Here is a 24,018-nt window from a genome sequence, read left to right on the forward strand (position 1 = left end):
GCCAATTAGCCAAGCGGAAACGCTAGAATAAAGTTTGAAAAAAGTGATTGACACTAAACTTTAACTCGCTAAAATGGCCGTCCTGTTTGAGCAAAGCTCAACAGGAAAGCTCTTTAACAATATAGACCTATCAATCTGTGTGGGCACTCGTTGATGATAATCCAATTAGAAGCTTAGGCTTCGAATTCGATTTCAATGAACTGAGTGACCAAACGAGTCGAAAGACTTGGCACAGTCAATTCATTATCGTTCTGTTCTTATTTATTTAAGAAGAGGGGGATAATAGCTTTAGAATTACTTCTTACTTTCGAGTAAGGATGAGTTTTGAAGTCAGTATTCATTGAGTCACAAAAACTTTAAATTGAAGAGTTTGATCATGGCTCAGATTGAACGCTGGCGGCAGGCCTAACACATGCAAGTCGAGCGGAAACGAGTTATCTGAACCTTCGGGGAACGATAGCGGCGTCGAGCGGCGGACGGGTGAGTAATGCCTAGGAAATTGCCCTGATGTGGGGGATAACCATTGGAAACGATGGCTAATACCGCATAACGCCTTCGGGCCAAAGAGGGGGACCTTCGGGCCTCTCGCGTCAGGATATGCCTAGGTGGGATTAGCTAGTTGGTGAGGTAAAGGCTCACCAAGGCGACGATCCCTAGCTGGTCTGAGAGGATGATCAGCCACACTGGAACTGAGACACGGTCCAGACTCCTACGGGAGGCAGCAGTGGGGAATATTGCACAATGGGCGCAAGCCTGATGCAGCCATGCCGCGTGTGTGAAGAAGGCCTTCGGGTTGTAAAGCACTTTCAGTCGTGAGGAAGACGGTACAGTTAATAGCTGTATTGTTTGACGTTAGCGACAGAAGAAGCACCGGCTAACTCCGTGCCAGCAGCCGCGGTAATACGGAGGGTGCGAGCGTTAATCGGAATTACTGGGCGTAAAGCGCATGCAGGTGGTTTGTTAAGTCAGATGTGAAAGCCCGGGGCTCAACCTCGGAATAGCATTTGAAACTGGCAGACTAGAGTACTGTAGAGGGGGGTAGAATTTCAGGTGTAGCGGTGAAATGCGTAGAGATCTGAAGGAATACCGGTGGCGAAGGCGGCCCCCTGGACAGATACTGACACTCAGATGCGAAAGCGTGGGGAGCAAACAGGATTAGATACCCTGGTAGTCCACGCCGTAAACGATGTCTACTTGGAGGTTGTGGCCTTGAGCCGTGGCTTTCGGAGCTAACGCGTTAAGTAGACCGCCTGGGGAGTACGGTCGCAAGATTAAAACTCAAATGAATTGACGGGGGCCCGCACAAGCGGTGGAGCATGTGGTTTAATTCGATGCAACGCGAAGAACCTTACCTACTCTTGACATCCAGAGAAGCCAGCGGAGACGCAGGTGTGCCTTCGGGAGCTCTGAGACAGGTGCTGCATGGCTGTCGTCAGCTCGTGTTGTGAAATGTTGGGTTAAGTCCCGCAACGAGCGCAACCCTTATCCTTGTTTGCCAGCGAGTAATGTCGGGAACTCCAGGGAGACTGCCGGTGATAAACCGGAGGAAGGTGGGGACGACGTCAAGTCATCATGGCCCTTACGAGTAGGGCTACACACGTGCTACAATGGCGCATACAGAGGGCAGCCAACTTGCGAAAGTGAGCGAATCCCAAAAAGTGCGTCGTACTCCGGATTGGAGTCTGCAACTCGACTCCATGAAGTCGGAATCGCTAGTAATCGTGGATCAGAATGCCACGGTGAATACGTTCCCGGGCCTTGTACACACCGCCCGTCACACCATGGGAGTGGGCTGCAAAAGAAGTAGGTAGTTTAACCTTCGGGAGGACGCTTACCACTTTGTGGTTCATGACTGGGGTGAAGTCGTAACAAGGTAGCGCTAGGGGAACCTGGCGCTGGATCACCTCCTTATACGAAATGGATAGTTTGCTTTTACTTTTAAAAAGTGAAGACAAATGAGTCACGATGAGTGTCCACACAGATTGATATGGTTTATATTTCAGAGCAAAAATTGGTTCTGCATAAAGTGCTGAAACGATTTATGTGGGGCTATAGCTCAGCTGGGAGAGCGCTTCGCTGGCAGCGAAGAGGTCATCGGTTCGATCCCGATTAGCTCCACCACTAGCTATATTGTTTCCGCTTTTTGCAAAACATTCTACAGTGTCCCGTTCGTCTAGAGGCCTAGGACACCGCCCTTTCACGGCGGTAACAGGGGTTCGACTCCCCTATCGCCCACCATCTTTAAACATTCTCTCTTGAGAGTTTTTAAAAATGGTTACTTCATTAGAAGTGATTCGCTCTTTAACAATTTGGAAAGCTGACAAATCAAATTTATTCCTAGTGAATAAGATTTGATTGTAAAGTTCTCAAAGTATTCTTAATTGAATACTCCAACTGTTTGTTTTCATTTTTTAAAAATGAAAGTAAACGAACACATTCAAGTGTTCTTGGGTTTTGTCTTACTGTTTAAGTAAAACAAAACATATTTGAGTCCGGCAAAATCGAATGCTATCTCGCTCATTCAAATAATGAGATAGCGACTTTGGTTGTTTAACAGCAATTCGAAACTTCTTCGGGTTGTATGGTTAAGTGACTAAGCGTACACGGTGGATGCCTTGGCAGTCAGAGGCGATGAAGGACGTATTAACTTGCGATAAGCCCAGATTAGGTAGTAAAAACCGCTTGAGTCTGGGATTTCCGAATGGGGAAACCCACGTGCATAAGCACGTATCGTTATGTGAATACATAGCATAACGAGGCGAACCGGGGGAACTGAAACATCTAAGTACCCCGAGGAAAAGAAATCAACCGAGATTCCGAAAGTAGCGGCGAGCGAAATTGGACTAGCCCTTAAGCTATTTATGCGTCAGGTGAAACTTCTGGAAAGTTGTGCGATACAGGGTGATAGCCCCGTAACCGGCAACGCATTTATAGTGAAATCGAGTAAGGCGGGACACGTGATATCCTGTCTGAATATGGGGGGACCATCCTCCAAGGCTAAATACTACTGACTGACCGATAGTGAACCAGTACCGTGAGGGAAAGGCGAAAAGAACCCCTGTGAGGGGAGTGAAATAGAACCTGAAACCGTGTACGTACAAGCAGTAGGAGCTCACTTGTTGGGTGACTGCGTACCTTTTGTATAATGGGTCAGCGACTTATATTCAGTGGCAAGGTTAACCATCTAGGGGAGCCGTAGGGAAACCGAGTCTTAACTGGGCGTTCAGTCTCTGGATATAGACCCGAAACCAGGTGATCTAGCCATGGGCAGGTTGAAGGTTGAGTAACATCAACTGGAGGACCGAACCGACTAATGTTGAAAAATTAGCGGATGACTTGTGGCTAGGGGTGAAAGGCCAATCAAACCTGGAGATAGCTGGTTCTCCCCGAAAGCTATTTAGGTAGCGCCTCGGACGAATACTACTGGGGGTAGAGCACTGTTAAGGCTAGGGGGTCATCCCGACTTACCAACCCTTTGCAAACTCCGAATACCAGTAAGTACTATCCGGGAGACACACGGCGGGTGCTAACGTCCGTCGTGGAGAGGGAAACAACCCAGACCGCCAGCTAAGGTCCCAAATTATTACTAAGTGGGAAACGATGTGGGAAGGCTCAGACAGCCAGGATGTTGGCTTAGAAGCAGCCATCATTTAAAGAAAGCGTAATAGCTCACTGGTCGAGTCGGCCTGCGCGGAAGATGTAACGGGGCTAAGTAGTAAACCGAAGCTGCGGCAATGCACTTTTGTGCATTGGGTAGGGGAGCGTTCTGTAAGCGGTTGAAGGTGTGTGGTAACGCATGCTGGACGTATCAGAAGTGCGAATGCTGACATGAGTAACGATAAAGGGGGTGAAAAACCCCCTCGCCGGAAGACCAAGGGTTCCTGTCCAACGTTAATCGGGGCAGGGTAAGTCGACCCCTAAGGCGAGGCCGAAAGGCGTAGTCGATGGGAAACGGGTTAATATTCCCGTACTTCTTACAATTGCGATGGGGGGACGGAGAAGGCTAGGTGGGCCTGGCGACGGTTGTCCAGGTTCAAGTGCGTAGGCTTAAGAGTTAGGTAAATCCGGCTCTTTCTAAGGCTGAGACACGACGTCGAGCTACTACGGTAGTGAAGTCATTGATGCCATGCTTCCAGGAAAAGCCTCTAAGCTTCAGATTGTAAGGAATCGTACCCCAAACCGACACAGGTGGTCGGGTAGAGAATACCAAGGCGCTTGAGAGAACTCGGGTGAAGGAACTAGGCAAAATGGTACCGTAACTTCGGGAGAAGGTACGCTCTCGACGGTGAAATCCCTTGCGGATGGAGCTATTGAGAGTCGCAGATACCAGGTGGCTGCAACTGTTTATTAAAAACACAGCACTGTGCAAAATCGTAAGATGACGTATACGGTGTGACGCCTGCCCGGTGCCGGAAGGTTAATTGATGGGGTTAGACTTCGGTCGAAGCTCTTGATCGAAGCCCCGGTAAACGGCGGCCGTAACTATAACGGTCCTAAGGTAGCGAAATTCCTTGTCGGGTAAGTTCCGACCTGCACGAATGGCGTAATGATGGCCACGCTGTCTCCACCCGAGACTCAGTGAAATTGAAATCGCTGTGAAGATGCAGTGTACCCGCGGCTAGACGGAAAGACCCCGTGAACCTTTACTACAGCTTGGCACTGAACATTGACCCTACATGTGTAGGATAGGTGGGAGGCTTTGAAGCGCAGTCGCTAGATTGCGTGGAGCCGTCCTTGAAATACCACCCTTGTAGTGTTGATGTTCTAACGTCGACCCCTTATCGGGGTTGCGGACAGTGCCTGGTGGGTAGTTTGACTGGGGCGGTCTCCTCCCAAAGCGTAACGGAGGAGCACGAAGGTGGGCTAATCACGGTTGGACATCGTGAGGTTAGTGCAATGGCATAAGCCCGCTTGACTGCGAGAATGACAATTCGAGCAGGTGCGAAAGCAGGTCATAGTGATCCGGTGGTTCTGAATGGAAGGGCCATCGCTCAACGGATAAAAGGTACTCCGGGGATAACAGGCTGATACCGCCCAAGAGTTCATATCGACGGCGGTGTTTGGCACCTCGATGTCGGCTCATCACATCCTGGGGCTGAAGTCGGTCCCAAGGGTATGGCTGTTCGCCATTTAAAGTGGTACGCGAGCTGGGTTTAGAACGTCGTGAGACAGTTCGGTCCCTATCTGCCGTGGGCGTTGGAAGATTGAAGGGGGCTGCTCCTAGTACGAGAGGACCGGAGTGGACGAACCTCTGGTGTTCGGGTTGTCATGCCAATGGCATTGCCCGGTAGCTAAGTTCGGAATCGATAACCGCTGAAAGCATCTAAGCGGGAAGCGAGCCCTGAGATGAGTCTTCCCTGATACTTTAAGTATCCTAAAGGGTTGTTCGAGACTAGAACGTTGATAGGCAGGGTGTGTAAGCGTTGTGAGGCGTTGAGCTAACCTGTACTAATTGCCCGTGAGGCTTAACCATACAACACCCAAGAGGTTTTGATGGACTCAAAGCAAGAACAGATTGAATGTGTGAGAACGAAAACAGCTTTCCGAATGATTGTTTTTAGGTTGAATTAGACCTGAAGACAAAAAGAATTTGCTTGGCGACCATAGCGATTTGGACCCACCTGATTTCCATTCCGAACTCAGAAGTGAAACGAATTAGCGTCGATGGTAGTGTGGGGCTTCCCCATGTGAGAGTAGAACATCGCCAGGCTTTAATAACGCTTTTAGATTAAACTAAAAGCAAAACTGAGACTTAGCATTATTTAAGTAAGACTAGGCTTAGTAACAATTTGCGGAGAGATGGCTGAGTGGTCGAAAGCACCGGTCTTGAAAACCGGCAACCGTTAATAGCGGTTCTAGGGTTCAAATCCCTATCTCTCCGCCACTATTCAAAAGCCTCGCTAGAAATAGCGAGGCTTTTTTCATGTCTGGCGTTTACAAATAGGTTAAGCTATTTGATACCAATCTGGAAAGTGAACTGGTCAGGGTAACCGACTCTCTTTGATACACCCTTGTTGCCTATTGCGATTTGTCAAAAAGCGATAATAGCGCTACAGCGAGATATATTTACCTTCAGCAACTTCCCATAATGCTTTAACCAATGGGTTTTCTAGTTGACTTTTAATGCAGCAAACACCGAGTTCAAATGGTTTGATTGGGAGAACCTTAAGTCGATTTATCTTTTCCCTGACAGGGCTGTTGTTGATTACCACGTCTGGCGCGATACCGACACCACAACCTAGAGCGACCATACTGACGATGGCTTCGTGTCCCGCTACCTGTGCGTAGATGTTTGGTTTTATCTTCATGTGTTTAAACCAAACATTTGCTCTTTCTCTTGCTGTGCCTTCTTCTGGGACAATAAAAGGTATCGTTGACCAATCCGGACTTTCTTTCTGCAGTTCTTCTACAAAACTGCTGACTCCCACAGGAGCGATCACTGATAGAGGTATTTCGCTGATTGGCTCAAACGCTACTTTGGCAGGCAGTTGATCTGGTTTTGCCGAGATCGCAATATCTGCCTCATCAGCCAATATCTTGTCGACGGCTTGGGCTGGATCGCCAGTAGAGAGTTTAAATTCAATAAATGGATGTTGTATGCGGAACTCAGAAATAAGCTCTGGTAAGTGGCTGTAACTTGCGGTTACTGAGCAAAATAAACGTATCTCACCCTTTAACTCATCTTCAGTTCCTTTGACGTAACTTTGGTATTGTTGCCATTCACTTAAGATCTTCAGCGCAACGGGTAATAGTTTCTTACCTTGTCGTGTTAATTCAACACTTCGGTTATCGCGGAGAAACAGCTGTTGCTGCGTTTCTTCTTCCAATTTCTGGATCTGTCGACTCAGTGCAGAAGGGCTGATATGCATTGCTGCCGCTGTCTTGGCGAAGCTTTTACTATCGCACAGATGAATGAATAGTTGCAGGCTTTTGATGTTCATTAAATCTTCACTTCCATGTTGCATTTATTGCAATAAGTAATTGTGAATATATCACTTTCAGCAACGGAATGTCTGCTTTAGTATGAGTTCATTCGGCAATACTAGTGCCGACCTCTATGGAAGAATGTTAAGGAGCACCCAGATGGCTAACTATTTTAATACCCTAAACTTGCGTCAGCAATTGGACCAACTTGGTCGTTGTCGTTTTATGGACCGCGAAGAATTCGCATCAGAAGCAGATTACCTGAAAGGTAAAAAAGTGGTCATCGTAGGTTGTGGTGCTCAAGGTCTTAACCAAGGCCTGAATATGCGTGATTCTGGTCTAGATGTCGCCTATGCGCTTCGTCAAGCTGCGATTGATGAGCAGCGCCAGTCTTTCAAGAATGCAAAAGACAATGGTTTTGAAGTGGGTAGCTACGAAACGCTTATTCCTCAAGCCGATCTTGTCGTAAACCTTACCCCAGACAAGCAACACACTAACGTGGTAGAGACGGTTATGCCGCTAATGAAAGAGGGGGCAGCACTGGGTTACTCACATGGCTTCAACATTGTGGAAGAAGGGATGCAAATCCGTAAAGACCTAACGGTAGTCATGGTTGCACCTAAGTGTCCAGGTACGGAAGTTCGTGAAGAATACAAGCGTGGTTTCGGTGTACCGACTCTTATCGCTGTTCACCCAGAGAATGACCCTAAAGGCGAAGGTTGGGATATCGCGAAAGCTTGGGCAGCTGCAACCGGTGGTCACCGTGCAGGCTGTCTAGAGTCTTCTTTTGTTGCGGAGGTGAAGTCTGACCTAATGGGTGAGCAAACTATCCTTTGTGGCATGCTACAAGCGGGTTCAATCGTATGCTACGAGAAGATGATTGCTGATGGCATTGATCCAGGCTACGCAGGTAAGCTTCTTCAGTACGGCTGGGAAACCATCACTGAGGCGCTGAAGTTTGGTGGTATTACGCATATGATGGATCGACTCACTAACCCTGCAAAAGTGAGAGCATTTGAACTTTCTGAAGAGCTAAAAGATCTAATGCGTCCGCTATACAACAAACACATGGATGACATCATCACAGGTCACTTCTCTAGCACTATGATGGCTGACTGGGCGAATGATGATGTCAACCTACTCGGTTGGCGCGCAGAAACGGGTGAAACTGCTTTCGAAAACTACCCAGAGGCTAATACAGAAATCTCTGAGCAAGAGTACTTCGACAACGGTATCCTGATGGTTGCTATGGTTCGTGCGGGCGTTGAGCTAGCATTCGAAGCAATGACGGCATCTGGCATCATCGATGAGTCTGCTTACTACGAGTCTCTACACGAGTTACCACTGATCGCGAACACCATCGCACGTAAGCGTCTATACGAGATGAACGTGGTTATCTCAGACACTGCGGAGTACGGTAACTACCTGTTCGCTAACGTAGCAACACCGCTTCTACGTGAGAAGTTTATGCCAGCAGTAAATACCGACGTAATCGGTAAGGGGTTAGGTGAAACTTCTAACCAAGTAGATAACGCAACGCTTATCGCTGTGAATGATGCTATCCGTAACCACCCAGTGGAGTACATTGGTGAAGAGCTGCGTGGCTACATGACGGATATGAAGAACATCGCGGTAGGCGGCTAATCTTCTTAGCTAAGGAGCTTAATTTGTTTGTCGGTAATACTCGCTAACTCAGTGTTACCTTTGATAAATCAAGTGCTTGGATTTGAATGCACAATCTGCGTAATTGCATTAAAGCAAAGCAGTAAGAACCCCAGACAGACAGGGGTCGACAAATACAAAAGAAAACACAACATCTAATTAAAAGGCTTGGTCGCCGTTGACCAAGCCTTTTTGTTTTTATGAAAACGACTTTTTCCTTCAAACTGTGGGGGTAGCTTCGCTGTTAAAATCGGAAATGTTCGTTGGGATAGAATGGAAAGAAACAGAAGCACAGTAAGTGTTGACGAAATTTGCCCTTAAGAAGGCAAAATTGGAGCGAATCCCGAATCCCGAATCCCGAATCCCGAATCCCAAAAAACAAAAAGGGTTGACGAGTACACGCCAACCCTCAAGAATTTTCTCGCTTCTCGCTTCTCGCTTCTCGCTTCTCGCTTCTCGCTTCTCGCTTCTCGCTTCTCGCTTCTCGCTTCTCGCTTCTCGCTTCTCGCTTCTCGCTTCTCGCTTATTTATCAGCGAGCTTTTCTTCAAGCTCAGACAATTTCTTTTCCATTTCTGTCAGCTTTTGACGAGTGCGCAATAGAACTTGAGTTTGTACGTCGAATTCTTCGCGGCTAACAACGTCTAGCTTGTTTAGCTGACCTTGGATTACTTGGCGAACTTTTTGGTCAACATCCGTACCGAGATCTTTTACTGGTTGCGGCATTGATTCGTGAATTTGTTTAGCGATTTGCTCTAATTTCTTTGGGTCAAACATAGTGGCTAAAACTCCTTTTGATTTGCCCACATTCTATGTAAATGATACGGGAAAGTCGCCATTTAGATGGCAAAAAAGAGAGCAGTAATAAAAAAGGTCACCGAAGTGACCTTTTTCTTAGTGCTTTAAGTTTACTTGTTATCAGCTAATTCGCGGTGAGCGGCTTTCGCTTCATCGACTCGAGCTAGCTTTTCCAAGTCTTTGTCTTCAACAAATACTGGTAGTGGCTTGTGCTGCTCTGCTAGGTAGCTGTAAATCACAGGTAATACGAACAGAGTAAACAGGGTACCGATCGCTAGGCCAGCAACGATCACGATACCAATGCTGAAACGCTGTGCGGCGCCTGCCCCTGTTGCGTACATCAGTGGGATCAGACCTGCAATCATCGCTGCTGTAGTCATTAGGATTGGACGCAGGCGAACTTTCGCCGCTTCCGTTACCGCATCAATACGAGACAGTTTATTGTGCAACTGCTCTTCTTTTGCTACCTCACAGATCAAGATACCGTGTTTGGTGATGAGGCCAACCAGAGTAATCAAACCAACCTGCGAGTAAATGTTCATCGATGCCGTACCCCAAGCCAGCGCAATTAATGCACCACATACCGCCAGCGGTACCGATACCATGATAACGAGTGGATCGCGGACAGATTCAAACTGGATCGCCAGTACTAGGAAGATGATTGCCAGTGCCAGACCGAATGTTGCGTATAACGCGCTACCTTCAGTCACGAACTGACGAGCCTCACCCATGTAGTCATGGTTGTAGCCTGATGGCAGTTTGTTCTGTGCTGTGTCTTCGAACCAGTTGATAGCATCACCCATCGCCACGCCCGGAGTAGGAACTGCGCCAACCGTTGCCGAGTTTAACTGGTTGAAATGGGGCAGTGAGCGAGGCTCTGCGACAACATCAATAGTGATTAAGCTGCCCAGTGGGACTGCTTTGCCATCAACCGAACGCACGTAGTAGTTGTTCATCGATTCCGGGTTTAGGCGCCACTTACGTTCAACTTGAGGAATAACCTCGTACGAACGGCCATTTAGGTCGATACGGTTTACGTAACCATCCGCCATCATAGTACTCAGTGTGATACCAATGTCTTGCATGGTCACACCGTAAGCCCCCGCTTTGTCTTTGTCGATACTGATCTTCATCGTTGCTGAATCGTAGTTAAGATCCAGATCCGAGTAGACGAACATTGGGCTAGTCGACACGTCAGACAGGATGTCACTTGCGATAGTGAACAGGCTTTCGAAGCTGTTCGGCGTGGTGATAACAAACTGAATTGGCAAGCCGGAACCAGCACCAGGAAGCTCTGGCATCTGGAATGCAGTGACTGACATGCCCGGAACCTGAGAAATTAATCCGCCGACACGAGTGGTGACGTCTGCTTGACTGGTTTCACGCTCACTCCAAGGTTTCAGTGTTGCTAAGCCAAACGCTTGATTTGAGTTTGGTACACCATTAAACACCTGAGCGTATTCCACTTCTGGCTGATCAGACAGAATTTTATTGACGTCACTCATGGTGTGTTCGATGTAATCCAAGTTTGCATTCGATGGCGCTGTACCCATCAGAACAACAACGCCCTTATCTTCTGAAGGGGCTAATTCACTTGGAATGAACTTAAACAGGATTGGCAGTACAGCGAACACTATGATCGCAAAAGCGATAATAACTGGACGGTGCGCCATGACAGTGGTCAGCATTTTTTCGTAGCGGTTGGTCATACCATCCAATACGTGATGCACTTTTTGCTCAAACTTGCTTGGCTCTGCATTTGCCTTAAGCATTTTTGAGCACATCATTGGTGACAGAGTCAGAGCAATAATACCAGATACAAATACCGCACCAGCAAGGGTTAACGCGAACTCTTTAAATAGCGAGCCCGTGATACCGCCCATTAGCGCTATCGGGGCGTATACCGCGCCGAGTGTCAGCGTCATGGCGATGACTGGAATGGCAATTTCACGGGTACCTATGATGGCGGCACGGAAAGGCGATTCCCCTTCTTTGATGTGACGGTCGACGTTCTCAAGCACCACGATTGCGTCATCGACCACGAGACCGATAGCAAGAACCATTGCCAGAAGCGTCATCAAGTTCCATGAGAAGCCCATCGCTTGCATCACCATCGCAACACCAATCAATGATAGTGGGATAGTAATGATAGGGATGATCACGGCACGAAGTGACCCTAAGAACAGTGTGATAACGACAAGTACTATGATGGCTGCTTCAAGAATGGTTTTCACCACTTCGTGGATTGATTCATTGATCGCAATGGTCGAATCGTACATCACGTTCATGTCGATATTGCTTGGCAAGTTCCGATCAAGCTGAGGCAGCAGCTCTAGAACGTCTGCAGCAATGTTGATTGGGTTTGCACTCGGAGCAGCGTTAATCGCAGCAACCACTGCCTCTTGGCCGTTCGCATTGGCTCGGTAAATATCGTGACTCTTCTCTAGGCTGACTTTTGCAATATCGCCAAGACGAATAACATCGCCTTCACCCGTTTTTACAACCAGCGCTTCGAGTTCAGCAACGTTGGATACTTGAGTATCTGCGCTACCGTTATAAAGTACGAATTCCCCTGTCGCTTGTCCCGTCGCCGACTGATAGTTGTTGGCGTTAAGTACCGTCATCACGTCGGTGGCTGTTAGTTTCAGTGCCCCCATTTTGGCCGGATCTAGCCATACGCGCAGTGCGTACTTCATACCGCCATATAGATCCACCTTAGAAACGCCGTTTACTGTGAATAGCTGTGGGTTGATCACACGCTCTAGATAGTCAGTGATCTGACTTGAAGACAACTCATCACTGGTGAAGCCGATGTACAGCACCGCAGTAGTCGAGCCTGTCGACATGGTTACTGTTGGGTCTTCTGCTTCTTTAGGTAGTTGTGATCGAACCGAGTTGGTCTTCGCTAGAATGTCTGATAGCGCTGAGTTTGGGTCGGTGTTCAACTTCATGTTGACGGTGATGGTTGACTTACCAAGCACCGAGGATGACGTCATATAGTCAATATTATCGGCCTGTGCGACGGCTTGCTCCAAAGGCTGAGTAATAAAGCCCTGGATAAGATCGGCACTTGCACCGTAATAACTAGTGGTTACGGTAACCACTGTGTTTGTCATTTCAGGGTATTCACGGACTTGCATCTTAAATACGGCTTGCAAACCAAGCAACGCAATCAAAAAGCTGATCGATACCGCTAAAACAGGACGTTTAATAAAAACATCAGTAAAACGCATGGTGCCTCCAACTAGAGCATTGGTGTTTCAGCAGGTGGTGAAAGTGCAGCATCTTCAACGATGTTTACTTTCGCGTGGTTGCTTAAACGGACTTGACCTGACGTAACCACAATATCCCCTGGTTTCACGCCTTCTAGGATATGTGCGATGTCTTTAGTACGCTCACCCACTTTTACGACTTGTTGCTTAACTCGTTTTTCGCCGTCTTCTTCAGTCATGATGTACACGTTGTCGCCGTACAGCGTGAACGTGATAGCCGTTTGTGGCAGCGTTACTTGGTTCTCTAGTTTAGGTAGAATGATGTTTGCACGCGCGAACATGCCGCTACGAAGTTGCCCATCACTGTTAGGTATGTCTGCTTGCACCTGGATCAGGCCACTTTGAACGTTAACCGCTGGCTCAATTGCCGAGATAGAACCTTTGAATGGCTTGTCTGGATAAGCATCGACGAAAATATCGACGTCTTGGTTAAGTGCAATGCGAGAGATGTCTGTTTGAGAAACAGTAAAACGTAGGCGCATCACGCTGGTGTCCTCAAGACGAACGATGTCGGTACCCGTTTGTAAGTACTGGCCAAGATAAACATTACGGATACCAACGACGCCAGCAAAAGGTGCTTTGATTTCACGACGGTCAATTGTGGCTTTGAGGCTTTCAATATCCGCTTTCAGTGAAAAATAGTTTGCTTCGGCTTCGTCGTACGCTTCTTTAGACACTGAGCCCTTCTTAAAGAGACCTTGGTAGCGTTTATATTTAGCTCTGGCTGCAGGCAGTCTGGCTTGTGAGCTCTGAAGGTTTGCCTTTTCAACATCAGAATCTAGATGTATCAGAGATTGATCGGCTTCTACTTGAGTACCAGATTCAAATGAAATCTTATCGATAACACCATTAGTCTCGTTGGCAATAGTGACGCCTTGGTTAGGCTCAATAAAGCCAATGGCTTCAATGACAGGTACCCAATCAACCGATTTTACTTCTGTCACGGTGACAGGAAACTCTGGCTCCGGACGATTCGCCATGTATTCAGCAATTTTTTGCTGCTTAAATAAGTTAAAACCTATCACGCTTCCGAACAGGAGAATGGTGATAAGTACCATAAAGAAAGTCCACTTTTTCATTCTATTTAGAACTCCAAGTTAGTGTTTAATAATTGCGTCCCAACTGGCTTCAATGGCTGCATTCACAGCATCATCATCCAGTTGATAAATCCCTTGGGCATGTTTTCTTGCAAGTGCAACACTTGCTTCAAAACTTAACCCCGATAAAACCTCATTCGCGAGAGGTTTAAAAAGTCCTTCCGCTTTTCCTTGATCGAAAAGGCGGTCGACGTGAATGAATAACTGCCGCTCAAGCTCCCTTGTGTTGGCTTGCGTTGTACGTGGGAGTGCGTCGTATTGAAGGTGATTACTCAAAGTATTTACATTTGCTCCGGCTAAGTGCCAGATATTCATCCACATGGTTCCAAAGCGTTGCTTTAAAGGCATGCTGTCGTCGACATTAGCCTGCACCGCTTGTGCAACTCGTGTCGTTACGCTAAGACGCACTTCTTTGAGTAAGTGTTCTTTATCGGAGAAATAGCGATAAATGGTTCCGGCAGCGACACCTGCTTCGTCGGCGAGCTTCTGCATTGAAAGCCCCTGAAATCCTGATTCAGCAATAAGACGTTCAGCCGCGACAACGATCTGTTCGCGTTTGTCGTTACGAATTTGATTAGTAGCCATAGTTCTATAAGCGCAATGAATGAACGTTCATTCATTATAGCGTAAATATTGGGCGTTTACGTTATGCAATAGTGAAGTCTTTGTGTAAAAGTTACGTGAAAATCGGCGTAGCTTTCGTACGGTCACCCCTTTATCATAGGCGCCACAATTTCGATCCGCAGAGAATTTTTATGAAGCTGAACCCTAGACAAGACGAAGCCGTTAAGTATGTTTCAGGCCCATGTTTGGTGCTTGCTGGGGCGGGCTCGGGCAAAACTCGTGTTATTACCAATAAAATTGCTTACTTGGTTCAGCAGTGTGGTTACAAGGCACGCAATATTGCGGCGGTCACTTTTACCAATAAAGCCGCGCGTGAGATGAAAGAACGTGTTGGTCAAACACTAGGTAAAGCGGAATCAAAAGGCTTGATGGTCTCTACTTTTCATACCTTAGGCTTGAGCATCATCAAGCGTGAGTACAAACATCTTGGCTTAAAAGCGGGCTTTTCTCTGTTCGATGATCAAGACCAATTAGCCTTACTTAAAGAGCTGACAGAAAAACAACTCGATGGCGACAAAGATCTGTTGCGTCAGTTACTCAGTTGTATCTCTAACTGGAAGAACGACATGTTAACACCGGAGCAAGCTAAAGCGCTGGCTCAAGGTGAGCAACAACAACTGTTTGCGTTCTGCTTTGAGATGTACCAAAAGCAGATGAAGGCGTACAACGCGCTTGATTTTGATGATCTTATTTCTTTGCCTGTACAATTGCTGCGCAATAATCAAGAAGTGCGCCAGCGTTGGCAAAATCGCATTCGTTACTTATTGGTGGATGAATACCAAGATACCAATACCAGCCAATACGATTTGGTAAAGCTGATTGTAGGTGAGCGTGGTCGCTTGACCGTGGTAGGTGATGACGACCAGTCTATCTACTCATGGCGTGGTGCTAAACCGCAAAACTTGGTGTTGCTGGGTGAAGACTATCCTAACCTTCGTTTGATTAAGTTGGAGCAAAACTATCGTTCGACCAGCCGCATCCTGCGTGCAGCCAACATCTTGATTGCCAATAACCCACACGTGTATGAGAAATCACTGTTTTCGGAAATTCCTGACGGTGAAAAACTCAAAGTGTTGCTGGCAAAGAATGAAGAGCATGAAGCAGAACGTGTAACGGGTGAATTGATTGCGCACAAATTTCTCAATCGCACTGCATATAAAGATTATGCGATTCTCTATCGTGGCAACCACCAATCCCGTTTGATTGAAAAATCACTGATGCAAAACCGCGTACCATACAAGCTGTCCGGCGGTACGTCTTTCTTTGCTCGTGCAGAGATCAAAGACATCATGGCGTACCTGCGAGTATTGGTGAATCCTGATGATGACAACGCATTCTTACGTATAGTGAATACACCACGTCGTGAAATCGGTCCGGTCACACTAGAGAAGTTAGGCAGCTACGCCAACATGCGTGGTAAGAGCTTGTTTGAAGTCAGCTTCGAAATGGGTTTGGAGCAATTCCTTACCGGTCGAGGTTTAGAGAACCTGCGCCGCTTTACTCAATGGCTGGTAGCGATCGCCGATCAGGCTGAACGTGGTGATACGGTTGAAGCGGTACGTTCGTTGGTGCGTGATATTCATTACGAAGATTGGTTATATGAGACGTCAGCCAGCCCGAAGGCGGCAGAAATGCGCATGAAGAATGTCTCTGACCTTTACTCTTGGATTGTGGCTGATCTAGAGGGCGATAACTACGATCAAGAAGAAAAGACGCTAAAAGAGGTGGTTCAACGGCTTACTCTCCGCGACATGATGGAGCGAGGTGAAGAAGATGAGGACAGCGATGCCGTTCAGTTGATGACGCTGCACGCTTCAAAAGGCTTGGAGTTCCCGTTCGTTTATTTGATTGGTTCGGAAGAGGGGATTTTGCCGCATCAGACCAGCATTGATGAAGACAACGTTGAAGAAGAACGTCGCTTGATGTATGTAGGTATTACGCGCGCGCAGCGTGAACTGACTTTTACCATGTGTAAAGAACGTCGACAGTATGGCGAGTTGATCAAACCGACGCAAAGCCGCTTTCTGGATGAACTGCCATTTGATGACGTTGAGTGGGAAGCAAACAAAAAACCAGTATCGGCGGAAGAGCGCATGGCAAAAGGTCAGGCACACATCGCCAATCTTCGAGCCATGTTTAAGAAATAGAGCAGCCTTGCTCCAACTTGCTAAAAATAAAAAGGCTTGCCATGTGGCAAGCCTTTTTCGTTGATATCGTTACTATAGACCTTCAATCATGTGGTTGATGGCTGCGATGATCTCGTCATCAGAGCAGTCCATACATGTGCCTTTTGCTGGCATCGCGTTGAAGCCTTGGATTGCGTGGTTGGCTAATACGTCTTTGCCTTGTGCAATACGTGGTGCCCAATCGCCCGCATCACCTGTTTTTGGTGCGCCATTCACGCCTGATGCGTGACAAGCAATACAGAAAGTGCCGTAAACGGCCGCGCCATCGCGTGGACCAGTTGGTTCTGCTTTTACTGGTTCTGCACCTGCAAGATAAACGTTCCCGACAGGCTTGATGCGTTCTGCGATCGCATCGTATTCCGTTTGGCCAATGTTAGAAGCCAAAGCAGCCGTAGAGAAAGTTAAGGCAGCGAACAAAACGCTAATCATTCGTCGAGACATATCCATTAAACCCACTTCACATTCCGAGGTAAGTGACTTACCTATTTATATAGTTAGAGTATTTAGAGCCGTTGAGGAAGGTTTACGCGATTGCTTCTATCGTGAGCAAAAAACCTCATCTAACAGTCTAGAGTGATTGAACAACCAAGTTGCGGCTGTTAAATCAATGTAAATAATGGGTGATTATATCCCGATAACTTGTTGCAATAAACAACAAGTTATCCATGACAGGGTGTGAATCACATCATCAATTGACTTTTAAGACGGATAACTGTCGAAAAAGAGACCAAACGAGAAAAAAAGTAAAAAAAGTACTAGACGGCATAGTGTGATATCCGTATTATTCCTCTCCGCCGATGGGGCATGCGCCCGTAGCTCAGTTGGATAGAGCGTTGGCCTCCGGAGCCAAAGGTCGAAGGTTCGAATCCTTTCGGGCGTGCCATTCCGGAATACAAATCAACGGCAAAAACGTAGTGGTGGCTATAGCTCAGTTGGTAGAGCCCTGGATTGTGATTCCGGTGGTCGCGAGTTCGAATCTCGTTAGCCACCCCATTATTTGGTAACGTACTACATCACGTTTCCAATTTTGATTCAAATATCCCAAGAGTCAAAATAAAACTCGTCGGTGAATAGCGCAGCTTGGTAGCGCATCTGGTTTGGGACCAGAGGGTCGGGGGTTCGAATCCCTCTTCACCGACCATTATTTAGTTTATGGCTCCAATCGGGCGGTAAGCAAAAAAATTGATGGTGGCTATAGCTCAGTTGGTAGAGCCCTGGATTGTGATTCCGGTGGTCGCGAGTTCGAATCTCGTTAGCCACCCCATTAATTAAGGTGACTTCTTAGTTGAAGTATCCAGTCTGATTTGAGAGAATCAGCGAATACAGTTCGGTGAATAGCGCAGCTTGGTAGCGCATCTGGTTTGGGACCAGAGGGTCGGGGGTTCGAATCCCTCTTCACCGACCACTATTAGAAAGCCTGCTTCTTAGCAGGCTTTCGTCGTTTTAGAGCTTTGTGCATTGTACCCTCAAAAATCTGCATTCCATTTCAATTCAAGTAAAAATGTACAGCTCTGGGCCCTTTTGACCACCTATGATCCAAATGCTTTTTGAGCTGAAAAAAGAAACCCCAGCACGGAGGCTGGGGCGAAATCAGACATCTATTGAGTGAGCGTTTTTAGGATTTCATTCAGCTCAATTGTCTCTCTCACTTCATAGTGTGGTTCGATATCGGTTGGGTTTTCTGTACCTGTTGCATTTACCCACACGCTCAGCATACCCATATTGTTGGCACCCGCGATGTCGGCGGGTAGAGAGTCGCCTATATGAATCGCTTCTTCTGGTGATGCCCCTACTAGGTTGAGGGCTTTATGGAAGATGCTTGCAGCTGGTTTCTCTTCTGGCTCTTCGCCACCCACGATAATGTGATCGACCCATTCACTCATTTGTGTTGCTTTGAGTTTTGGGTGCTGTGAGAAGACAGGGCCGTTAGTGATCACCACCAACTTGTAGTGTTGGCGCAGCTCGGTCAGCATCTCTTTCACCCCAGGAAAGAAGGTGAAGGCCTGCATACGTGCAGAATCAAAGACGTTCTGTGCTTGCTGCGCTTGCTCTGCGTCGATTTCGATACCTTGTTCCGCGAGAATCACTTGGATTAAACCGCAGCGGAAAGCATTCTCATCGGGAAGTAGGGCAATAAGCTGAGGGAATTCCGCATTGAGCTTTTTGTATACGCCTTGTAAGTAGCGTTGCACTAAGGCCACTGAGTCATTGACTTGGGGGTATGTTTGAGCCACCCAAGTGGCAAATTCTTGTCCCGCTACTTTATCGGCTTGAGAAGTGCCGCATAAAGTCTCATCCATATCAAAAAATATCGCTTTAAGCACGTCGGCTCCTTCATTCACTACTCGATATTTTATTATCTCTTATCTCACTTAAAATAACAGCGGAAAGTCACCCGCTCGACGCGCGTTTATGTCGTCTCCACTGGCTAATGAGCCTGGGTGTTCTGCTGTACCAAAATAATTTTAGTCATAAAACCGCATAAAAGACGCATAATCAATGCAAGGTAATCGATTGCATTTTGCCCGCTTTTTTACCTTGTCGTTTCTCTTGAACTGTAGGTATTTTTGTTTTTTATGTATGCGAACTCGTTTGTAAGTAACATTTTATTTCGAAACAACCGAATAAGAACGAAATATTGTTTGGTAAATGTTAATTGTATTGCTTGAATAGCTGTGGGCTGTCATTCATCGCTTCTCCAGTAAAGCCAGAGTATTTTCCTGTTTTTATCAGTATATTGCGCACAATGTGGTGCGTTATGAAAATGGTTAAATACCTTCTGGTGCATTTCTATTCGCTCATTGTGCGTGTAAATAATGTTTTTGCGGGCGAATATACTTTAATTGTTGCTTTTTTGTGTAATTTTTGCCAAATTATTTCCGCATTAATATTTCAGAGTATTATTCTGAATTTGAACGGATTCATTCAGGTGGCGAATAGTGCTTTGGGCGCAATTCAAGACCACAGACAAGGAAGTAGAGGTCTGCAATGTCACTATTAGAGGTGAAAAACCTTCGTATTGAGTATCCATCCCGTCACGGTGTCCACGCGGCCGTGAAAGCGCTTTCTTTCCATATTGATCGTGGCGAAATAGTGGGTGTTGTTGGCGAATCAGGTGCGGGTAAATCCACCGTTGGTAACGCAGTGATTGATTTGCTGAGCCCTCCGGGTCGTGTTGCTAGTGGCGATGTCTACCTCGATGGCGAAAAAATTTCTGGTCTGACACCAGAAGCGATGCGTAAAGTTCGTGGTTCTAAGATTGGCTTTATCTTCCAAGACCCAATGACCTCGCTAAACCCGCTATTCACGGTTGAGCAGCAACTGAAAGAAACCATCCACGCCAACCTTAAGATGTCGGATGATGAGGCGTATCAACGTGCACTTTCTTTAATGCAGCAGGTTGGCATTCCTCAACCGGAAAATCGCCTCAAACAATACCCACACCAATTTTCTGGTGGCATGCGACAGCGTGTGGTCATTGCTATCGCTTTGGCTGGAGAGCCAGACCTGATCATCGCTGATGAGCCAACCACTGCTCTTGATGTGTCTATTCAAGATCAAATCCTGAGTCTTATCCGCGAACTGTGCATCAAGAACAACGTTGGCTGTATGTTGGTGACCCATGACATGGGCGTGGTTTCCAACGTAACTGATCGGGTTGCGGTAATGTACCGCGGTGATTTGGTGGAATTTGGTCCAACCGCTAAGGTTTTGGGTGATCCTGACCATCCGTACACACGCAGTTTGATATCAGCGGTTCCTCGTTCTGATATCAAGCTCGAGCGCTTCCCATTAGTGAGTTACATCGAGGAAGCCACAGAGCTCAAAGAGCTAGATATTAAGAATCACTGGTTGGGGCAAAGCCAGGATGAGCGTGATTACGCTGGGCCTTTACTCGACGTCAAGAACGTAAACCTGCGTTTTGTGACCAAAGATTCTTTGTTTGAAAGCCGCCGTGAGTATGTACAAGCCTCAAACAATGTCAGCTTCGAAGTGCATGAAGGTGAGACGTTTGGTTTGGTTGGTGAGTCTGGCTCAGGCAAATCGACCATTGCACGTGTGATTGCCGGTCTGTATGCACCAAATTCAGGCCAAGTGAGCTTTGAAGGCATCGATTTAACCGCGTTAAAATCTGAAAAAGAGCGTCGCCCACTGCGTCGTCAGATGCAAATGGTGTTCCAAAACCCATACACTTCGATGAACCCGCGGATGAAGATATTTGACATCATCGCGGAGCCAATCCGTTTTCATAAGCTCACCAAAAATGAAGCGGAAACCCGTCAGATAGTCAATGATCTGCTTGAACACGTCGGCTTAGGCAAAATGGCGGGCGTGAAATACCCTCATGAATTCTCCGGTGGTCAGCGTCAGCGTATTTCGATTGCGCGCGCATTGGCGACTCGCCCTCGACTTCTGATTTGTGACGAGCCGACATCCGCATTGGATGTCTCGGTACAGGCTCAGATTCTCAACTTACTCAAAGATCTACAAGATGAGCTAAATCTGACTATGCTGTTTATCAGTCATGATTTACCGGTGATTCGTCAAATGTGTGATCGAGTGGGTGTGATGCAGATGGGTAGGCTGTTAGAGGTGGCGCCAACCGAGCAACTATTTACCGCACCGCAGCACGAGTACAGTAAGCAACTTATTTCCCTTATGCCTGAGTTTACTGGCTTAAGAGAAAACATAAAAACGGCGTAAGTCGTCGACCTTTCCTGACGTAAGCAGAGTCAGGTGTTTAACAGGTACAAATACACAACTAGGGATAGAAATCCCGCATAAGGAGTTATGCAATGAAAACCATGAAAAGCAAGTTAGCAGTGGCTTTAATGGCAGCTGGCCTAAGTTTTGGTGCAGCGGCAGCAGATATTACCGTCGCTTATGATGCAGACCCAGTGTCACTTGACCCGCATGAGCAACTGTCTGGCGGCACACTGCAAATGTCTCACATGGTATTTGATCCGCTTATTCGTTTTGACCAGAAGATGGGATTTGAGCCACGACTAGCCGAGTCTTGGAAGCGTATTGATGACGAGACGATGCAATTTAATATTCGTCAAGGCGTTAAGTTCCACTCAGGTAATGTACTAACAGCAGATGACGTCGTATGGACGTTTAACCGCCTGAAAAGCTCTCCTGATTTCAAAGGTATTTTCGGCCCTATCGTTTCATTCACCAAAACTGGCGATTACACCGTTGAAGTGAAAACAGAGGGGGTTTATCCGCTAGTAGAAAACGTAATGACATACTTCTTCCCAATGGACAGCAAGTTCTACTCCGGGAAGACAGAAGATGGTAGAGATAAAGCGGAGCTAGTTAAACACGGTAACTCTTACGCATCGACCAACGTTTCTGGTACGGGCCCCTTCATTATCACTCAGCGCGAGCAAGGCGTAAAAGTAACGTTTGAGCGTTTCAATGACTACTGGGACAAGGAGTCTGACGGTAACGTAGACAAGCTGACGCTGGTTCCAATCAAAGAAGACGCAACACGTGTTGCAGCTCTGCTTTCTGGTGACGTTGACATGATTGCACCTGTTGCGCCGAACGACTACCAGCGAATTAAAAAAGCGGATGGTGTCGACCTTTACACTATGCCGGGTACGCGTGTCATTACGTTCCAAATGAATCAAAACAGCAACCCTGCTCTGAAGGACGTACGTGTTCGTCAAGCGATTACCTACGCGATAAACAACGAAGGTATTACTCAGAAAGTAATGAAGGGAGCGGCAACGGCTGCGGGTCAACAGAGCCCAGTGGGTTTCGTTGGTCATAATGACGCCCTCAAGCCTCGCTACGATCTCAATAAAGCGAAAGCGCTGATGAAAGAAGCGGGTTACGAGAAAGGCTTCAAGCTGACAATGATGGCACCAAACAACCGTTACGTGAATGACGACAAGATAGCTCAAGCTTCTGCAGCAATGCTATCTAAGATCGGTATTCAGGTTGATCTAAAGACCATGCCTAAAGCTCAATACTGGCCTGAATTCGATAAGTGTGCCGCAGATATGCTGATGATTGGCTGGCATCCAGATACTGAGGATTCAGGTAACTTTACTGAGTTCCTAGCGATGACGCGTAACGTTGACACAGGTAAAGGTCAGTACAACTGCGGCGGCTACTCAAATGCTGAAGTTGACAAGCTAATTGTAGAAACGAATACAATGACGGACTTAACCAAGCGTAGTGATTTGCTCAAGAAAGTCGAGGAGATTCTATATAACGAAGCGGCATTCGTTCCTCTACACTGGCAAGATCCATCATGGGCTGCGAAAGGTAACGTTGAGATTGGTCCAATTATCAACGGCATGAACTTCCCATACTTCGGCGACCTCGTGGTTAAATAATCACCAGTGAGTTAGACCAAGTATTCTTGCTTGAGTGCTTGGTCGAATTTTGGTGCTTAGCTTTGTTTCAGTCGGGCTAAGTACCATTTTTAAGGCTGAAATCTATGGAAAGTTTAAGGGGCAAGGAATGTTTTCGTTTCTGGTTAAGCGCCTGTTTCAGGCACTGATAGTGATGTTTGTGATCAGTCTAGTGGCGTTTGCCATTCAGGATAACCTAGGTGACCCATTACGAGAGTTGGTTGGTCAGTCGGTTTCAGAAGCTGAGCGCCAAGCACTGCGTGATGATCTGGGTTTGAATGATCCCTTCATTACAAAATACACACGCTTTGTCGGCAACGCTCTACAAGGTGATTTAGGTACGTCTTACTTCTTCAAGCGCCCGGCGGTTGAAGTGATTCTTGACAAGCTAGTCGCGACACTTGAGCTGGTATTTGGAGCCACGCTTATTATTGTGTTCTGCTCGATCCCTCTTGGCGTTTACTCAGCCATTCATCCAAAAAGCTTTTTCACTAAAATTATAATGGCAGGCAGCAGTATTGGTATTTCAATTCCGGTGTTTTTGACCGCTATTATGCTGATGTATGTCTTTTCAATCGAGTTAGGCTGGTTACCCTCTTATGGTCGAGGTGAAACAGCGAATGTACTTGGCTGGGAGTCTGGGTTCTTTACTCTTGATGGTTTGGCTCACCTCATTCTGCCGTGCATTGCGCTGGCCTCTATTATGCTACCGTTATTTATCCGCCTAGTGCGTTCCGAGATGCTTGAAGTGTTGAGCTCTGAGTACATTAAGTTCGGTAAAGCAAAAGGTTTAGCGCTCAATAAAATTTATTACCAACATGCATTGAAGAATACGTTACTGCCAGTACTGACGGTAGGTGGTGTTCAGATTGGTACTATGGTGGCTTATACCATCCTGACTGAAACCGTTTTCCAGTGGCCAGGTACCGGCTTTCTTTTTCTTGAAGCAATCAATCGCGTCGATACACCGCTGATCACGGCTTACGTTATCTTTGTTGGTCTGATTTTCGTGGTAACCAATACGATTGTTGACTTGCTGTACGGCATCATTAACCCAACAGTGAACTTAACAGGAAAAGGAGCTTAACT

12 protein-coding genes, 7 tRNA genes and 3 rRNA genes are annotated in these 24,018 nt (G+C 46.9%); 15 read left to right on the forward strand and 7 right to left on the reverse strand.

The features are described 5' to 3' along the window. Positions 1–358 precede the first annotated feature (358 nt). From AND4_RS09875 to AND4_RS09895, 5 genes are all read left to right on the forward strand, one after another. A 16S ribosomal RNA gene (locus AND4_RS09875) occupies positions 359–1,911 on the forward strand. A 134-nt stretch (positions 1,912–2,045) separates the two neighbouring features. Beyond that, positions 2,046–2,121, forward strand: a tRNA-Ala gene (locus tag AND4_RS09880). A 462-nt stretch (positions 2,122–2,583) separates the two neighbouring features. Continuing rightward, positions 2,584–5,473, forward strand: a 23S ribosomal RNA gene (locus AND4_RS09885). Positions 5,474–5,593: 120 nt separating this feature from the next. Then, positions 5,594–5,710, forward strand: a 5S ribosomal RNA gene (gene rrf, locus AND4_RS09890). The 16S, 23S and 5S rRNA genes sit together here with 2 tRNA genes alongside, the layout of an rRNA operon. An 83-nt stretch (positions 5,711–5,793) precedes the next feature. Next, a tRNA-Ser gene (locus AND4_RS09895) sits at positions 5,794–5,884 on the forward strand. Positions 5,885–6,050: 166 nt separating this feature from the next. Here the strand turns inward: AND4_RS09895 and ilvY are convergent. After that, the gene (ilvY, locus tag AND4_RS09900) at positions 6,051–6,941 is read right to left on the reverse strand and encodes an HTH-type transcriptional activator IlvY (RefSeq protein ID WP_009842825.1); all 891 of its coding nucleotides are present in this window, start codon (positions 6,939–6,941) and stop codon (positions 6,051–6,053) included. 142 nt (positions 6,942–7,083) lie between these two features. Here ilvY and ilvC point away from each other — a divergent pair, with 142 nt between their 5' ends. After that, the gene (ilvC, locus tag AND4_RS09905; RefSeq protein ID WP_009842826.1) at positions 7,084–8,568 is read left to right on the forward strand and encodes a ketol-acid reductoisomerase; all 1,485 of its coding nucleotides are present in this window, start codon (positions 7,084–7,086) and stop codon (positions 8,566–8,568) included. Between the two features lie 541 nt (positions 8,569–9,109). Here ilvC and AND4_RS09910 read toward each other — a convergent pair. From AND4_RS09910 to AND4_RS09925, 4 genes are all read right to left on the reverse strand, one after another. After that, positions 9,110–9,361, reverse strand: coding sequence for an accessory factor UbiK family protein (locus AND4_RS09910; RefSeq protein ID WP_009842827.1), 252 nt, complete (start codon positions 9,359–9,361; stop codon positions 9,110–9,112). Between the two features lie 131 nt (positions 9,362–9,492). Then, entirely contained in the window at positions 9,493–12,615 is a 3,123-nt protein-coding gene (vmeD, locus tag AND4_RS09915) for a multidrug efflux RND transporter permease subunit VmeD (protein ID WP_009842829.1), read from the reverse strand. Between the two features lie 11 nt (positions 12,616–12,626). Continuing rightward, entirely contained in the window at positions 12,627–13,733 is a 1,107-nt protein-coding gene (locus AND4_RS09920; protein WP_009842830.1) for an efflux RND transporter periplasmic adaptor subunit, read from the reverse strand. 18 nt (positions 13,734–13,751) lie between these two features. Next, complete coding sequence (locus AND4_RS09925; RefSeq protein ID WP_009842831.1) at positions 13,752–14,336, reverse strand: TetR/AcrR family transcriptional regulator; 585 nt, start codon at positions 14,334–14,336, stop codon at positions 13,752–13,754. A gap of 170 nt (positions 14,337–14,506) precedes the next feature. On the opposite strand from AND4_RS09925, the gene rep reads away from it, so the two are divergent. Continuing rightward, positions 14,507–16,522: a DNA helicase Rep gene (gene rep, locus AND4_RS09930; RefSeq protein WP_009842832.1), complete on the forward strand. Its 2,016-nt coding sequence runs from the start codon at positions 14,507–14,509 to the stop codon at positions 16,520–16,522. A 72-nt stretch (positions 16,523–16,594) separates the two neighbouring features. Here the strand turns inward: rep and AND4_RS09935 are convergent, their stop codons facing one another. After that, on the reverse strand, positions 16,595–17,008 hold the full coding sequence (locus AND4_RS09935) for a cytochrome c5 family protein (RefSeq protein WP_009842833.1): 414 nt from the start codon (positions 17,006–17,008) through the stop codon (positions 16,595–16,597). 359 nt (positions 17,009–17,367) lie between these two features. On the opposite strand from AND4_RS09935, the gene AND4_RS09940 reads away from it, so the two are divergent. The 5 genes from AND4_RS09940 (at position 17,368) to AND4_RS09960 (ending at position 17,966) form a co-directional block, all read left to right on the forward strand. Next, positions 17,368–17,444, forward strand: a tRNA-Arg gene (locus tag AND4_RS09940). A gap of 34 nt (positions 17,445–17,478) precedes the next feature. Further along, positions 17,479–17,554, forward strand: a tRNA-His gene (locus AND4_RS09945). A gap of 71 nt (positions 17,555–17,625) precedes the next feature. After that, a tRNA-Pro gene (locus AND4_RS09950) sits at positions 17,626–17,702 on the forward strand. A gap of 47 nt (positions 17,703–17,749) precedes the next feature. Further along, positions 17,750–17,825 (forward strand) — tRNA-His (locus tag AND4_RS09955). A 64-nt stretch (positions 17,826–17,889) separates the two neighbouring features. Next, positions 17,890–17,966: transfer RNA gene (locus AND4_RS09960), tRNA-Pro, on the forward strand. Between the two features lie 193 nt (positions 17,967–18,159). Here AND4_RS09960 and AND4_RS09965 read toward each other — a convergent pair. Then, positions 18,160–18,885, reverse strand: a complete 726-nt coding sequence (locus AND4_RS09965; RefSeq protein ID WP_009842834.1) for an HAD family hydrolase — start codon at positions 18,883–18,885, stop codon at positions 18,160–18,162. A gap of 664 nt (positions 18,886–19,549) precedes the next feature. Between AND4_RS09965 and AND4_RS09975 the strand changes: the two genes are divergently transcribed. The 3 genes from AND4_RS09975 (at position 19,550) to AND4_RS09985 (ending at position 24,016) form a co-directional block, all read left to right on the forward strand. Further along, positions 19,550–21,265 carry an ABC transporter ATP-binding protein gene (locus AND4_RS09975; protein ID WP_009842836.1) on the forward strand — a complete coding sequence of 572 codons (1,716 nt, stop codon included), beginning with the start codon at positions 19,550–19,552 and terminating at the stop codon, positions 21,263–21,265. Between the two features lie 92 nt (positions 21,266–21,357). Then, complete coding sequence (locus AND4_RS09980) at positions 21,358–22,911, forward strand: ABC transporter substrate-binding protein (RefSeq protein WP_009842837.1); 1,554 nt, start codon at positions 21,358–21,360, stop codon at positions 22,909–22,911. A 127-nt stretch (positions 22,912–23,038) separates the two neighbouring features. Next, the gene (locus AND4_RS09985) at positions 23,039–24,016 is read left to right on the forward strand and encodes an ABC transporter permease (RefSeq protein WP_009842838.1); all 978 of its coding nucleotides are present in this window, start codon (positions 23,039–23,041) and stop codon (positions 24,014–24,016) included. The last annotated feature ends 2 nt before the right edge of the window (positions 24,017–24,018 follow it).

Origin of the sequence: Vibrio sp. AND4, assembly GCF_000171815.1 — a bacterium.
In the GTDB taxonomy this organism is placed as follows: Bacteria; Pseudomonadota; Gammaproteobacteria; order Enterobacterales; family Vibrionaceae; genus Vibrio.

Coding starts and splice junctions, on each gene's coding strand:
- AND4_RS09935 (WP_009842833.1), bottom strand. CDS start 17,008: ATGGATATGTCTCGACGAATGATTAGCGTTTTGTTCGCTGCCTTAACT.
- vmeD (WP_009842829.1), bottom strand. CDS start 12,615: ATGCGTTTTACTGATGTTTTTATTAAACGTCCTGTTTTAGCGGTATCG.
- ilvY (WP_009842825.1), bottom strand. CDS start 6,941: ATGAACATCAAAAGCCTGCAACTATTCATTCATCTGTGCGATAGTAAA.
- AND4_RS09925 (WP_009842831.1), bottom strand. CDS start 14,336: ATGGCTACTAATCAAATTCGTAACGACAAACGCGAACAGATCGTTGTC.
- rep (WP_009842832.1), top strand. CDS start 14,507: ATGAAGCTGAACCCTAGACAAGACGAAGCCGTTAAGTATGTTTCAGGC.
- AND4_RS09920 (WP_009842830.1), bottom strand. CDS start 13,733: ATGAAAAAGTGGACTTTCTTTATGGTACTTATCACCATTCTCCTGTTC.
- AND4_RS09910 (WP_009842827.1), bottom strand. CDS start 9,361: ATGTTTGACCCAAAGAAATTAGAGCAAATCGCTAAACAAATTCACGAA.
- AND4_RS09980 (WP_009842837.1), top strand. CDS start 21,358: ATGAAAACCATGAAAAGCAAGTTAGCAGTGGCTTTAATGGCAGCTGGC.
- ilvC (WP_009842826.1), top strand. CDS start 7,084: ATGGCTAACTATTTTAATACCCTAAACTTGCGTCAGCAATTGGACCAA.
- AND4_RS09975 (WP_009842836.1), top strand. CDS start 19,550: ATGTCACTATTAGAGGTGAAAAACCTTCGTATTGAGTATCCATCCCGT.
- AND4_RS09985 (WP_009842838.1), top strand. CDS start 23,039: ATGTTTTCGTTTCTGGTTAAGCGCCTGTTTCAGGCACTGATAGTGATG.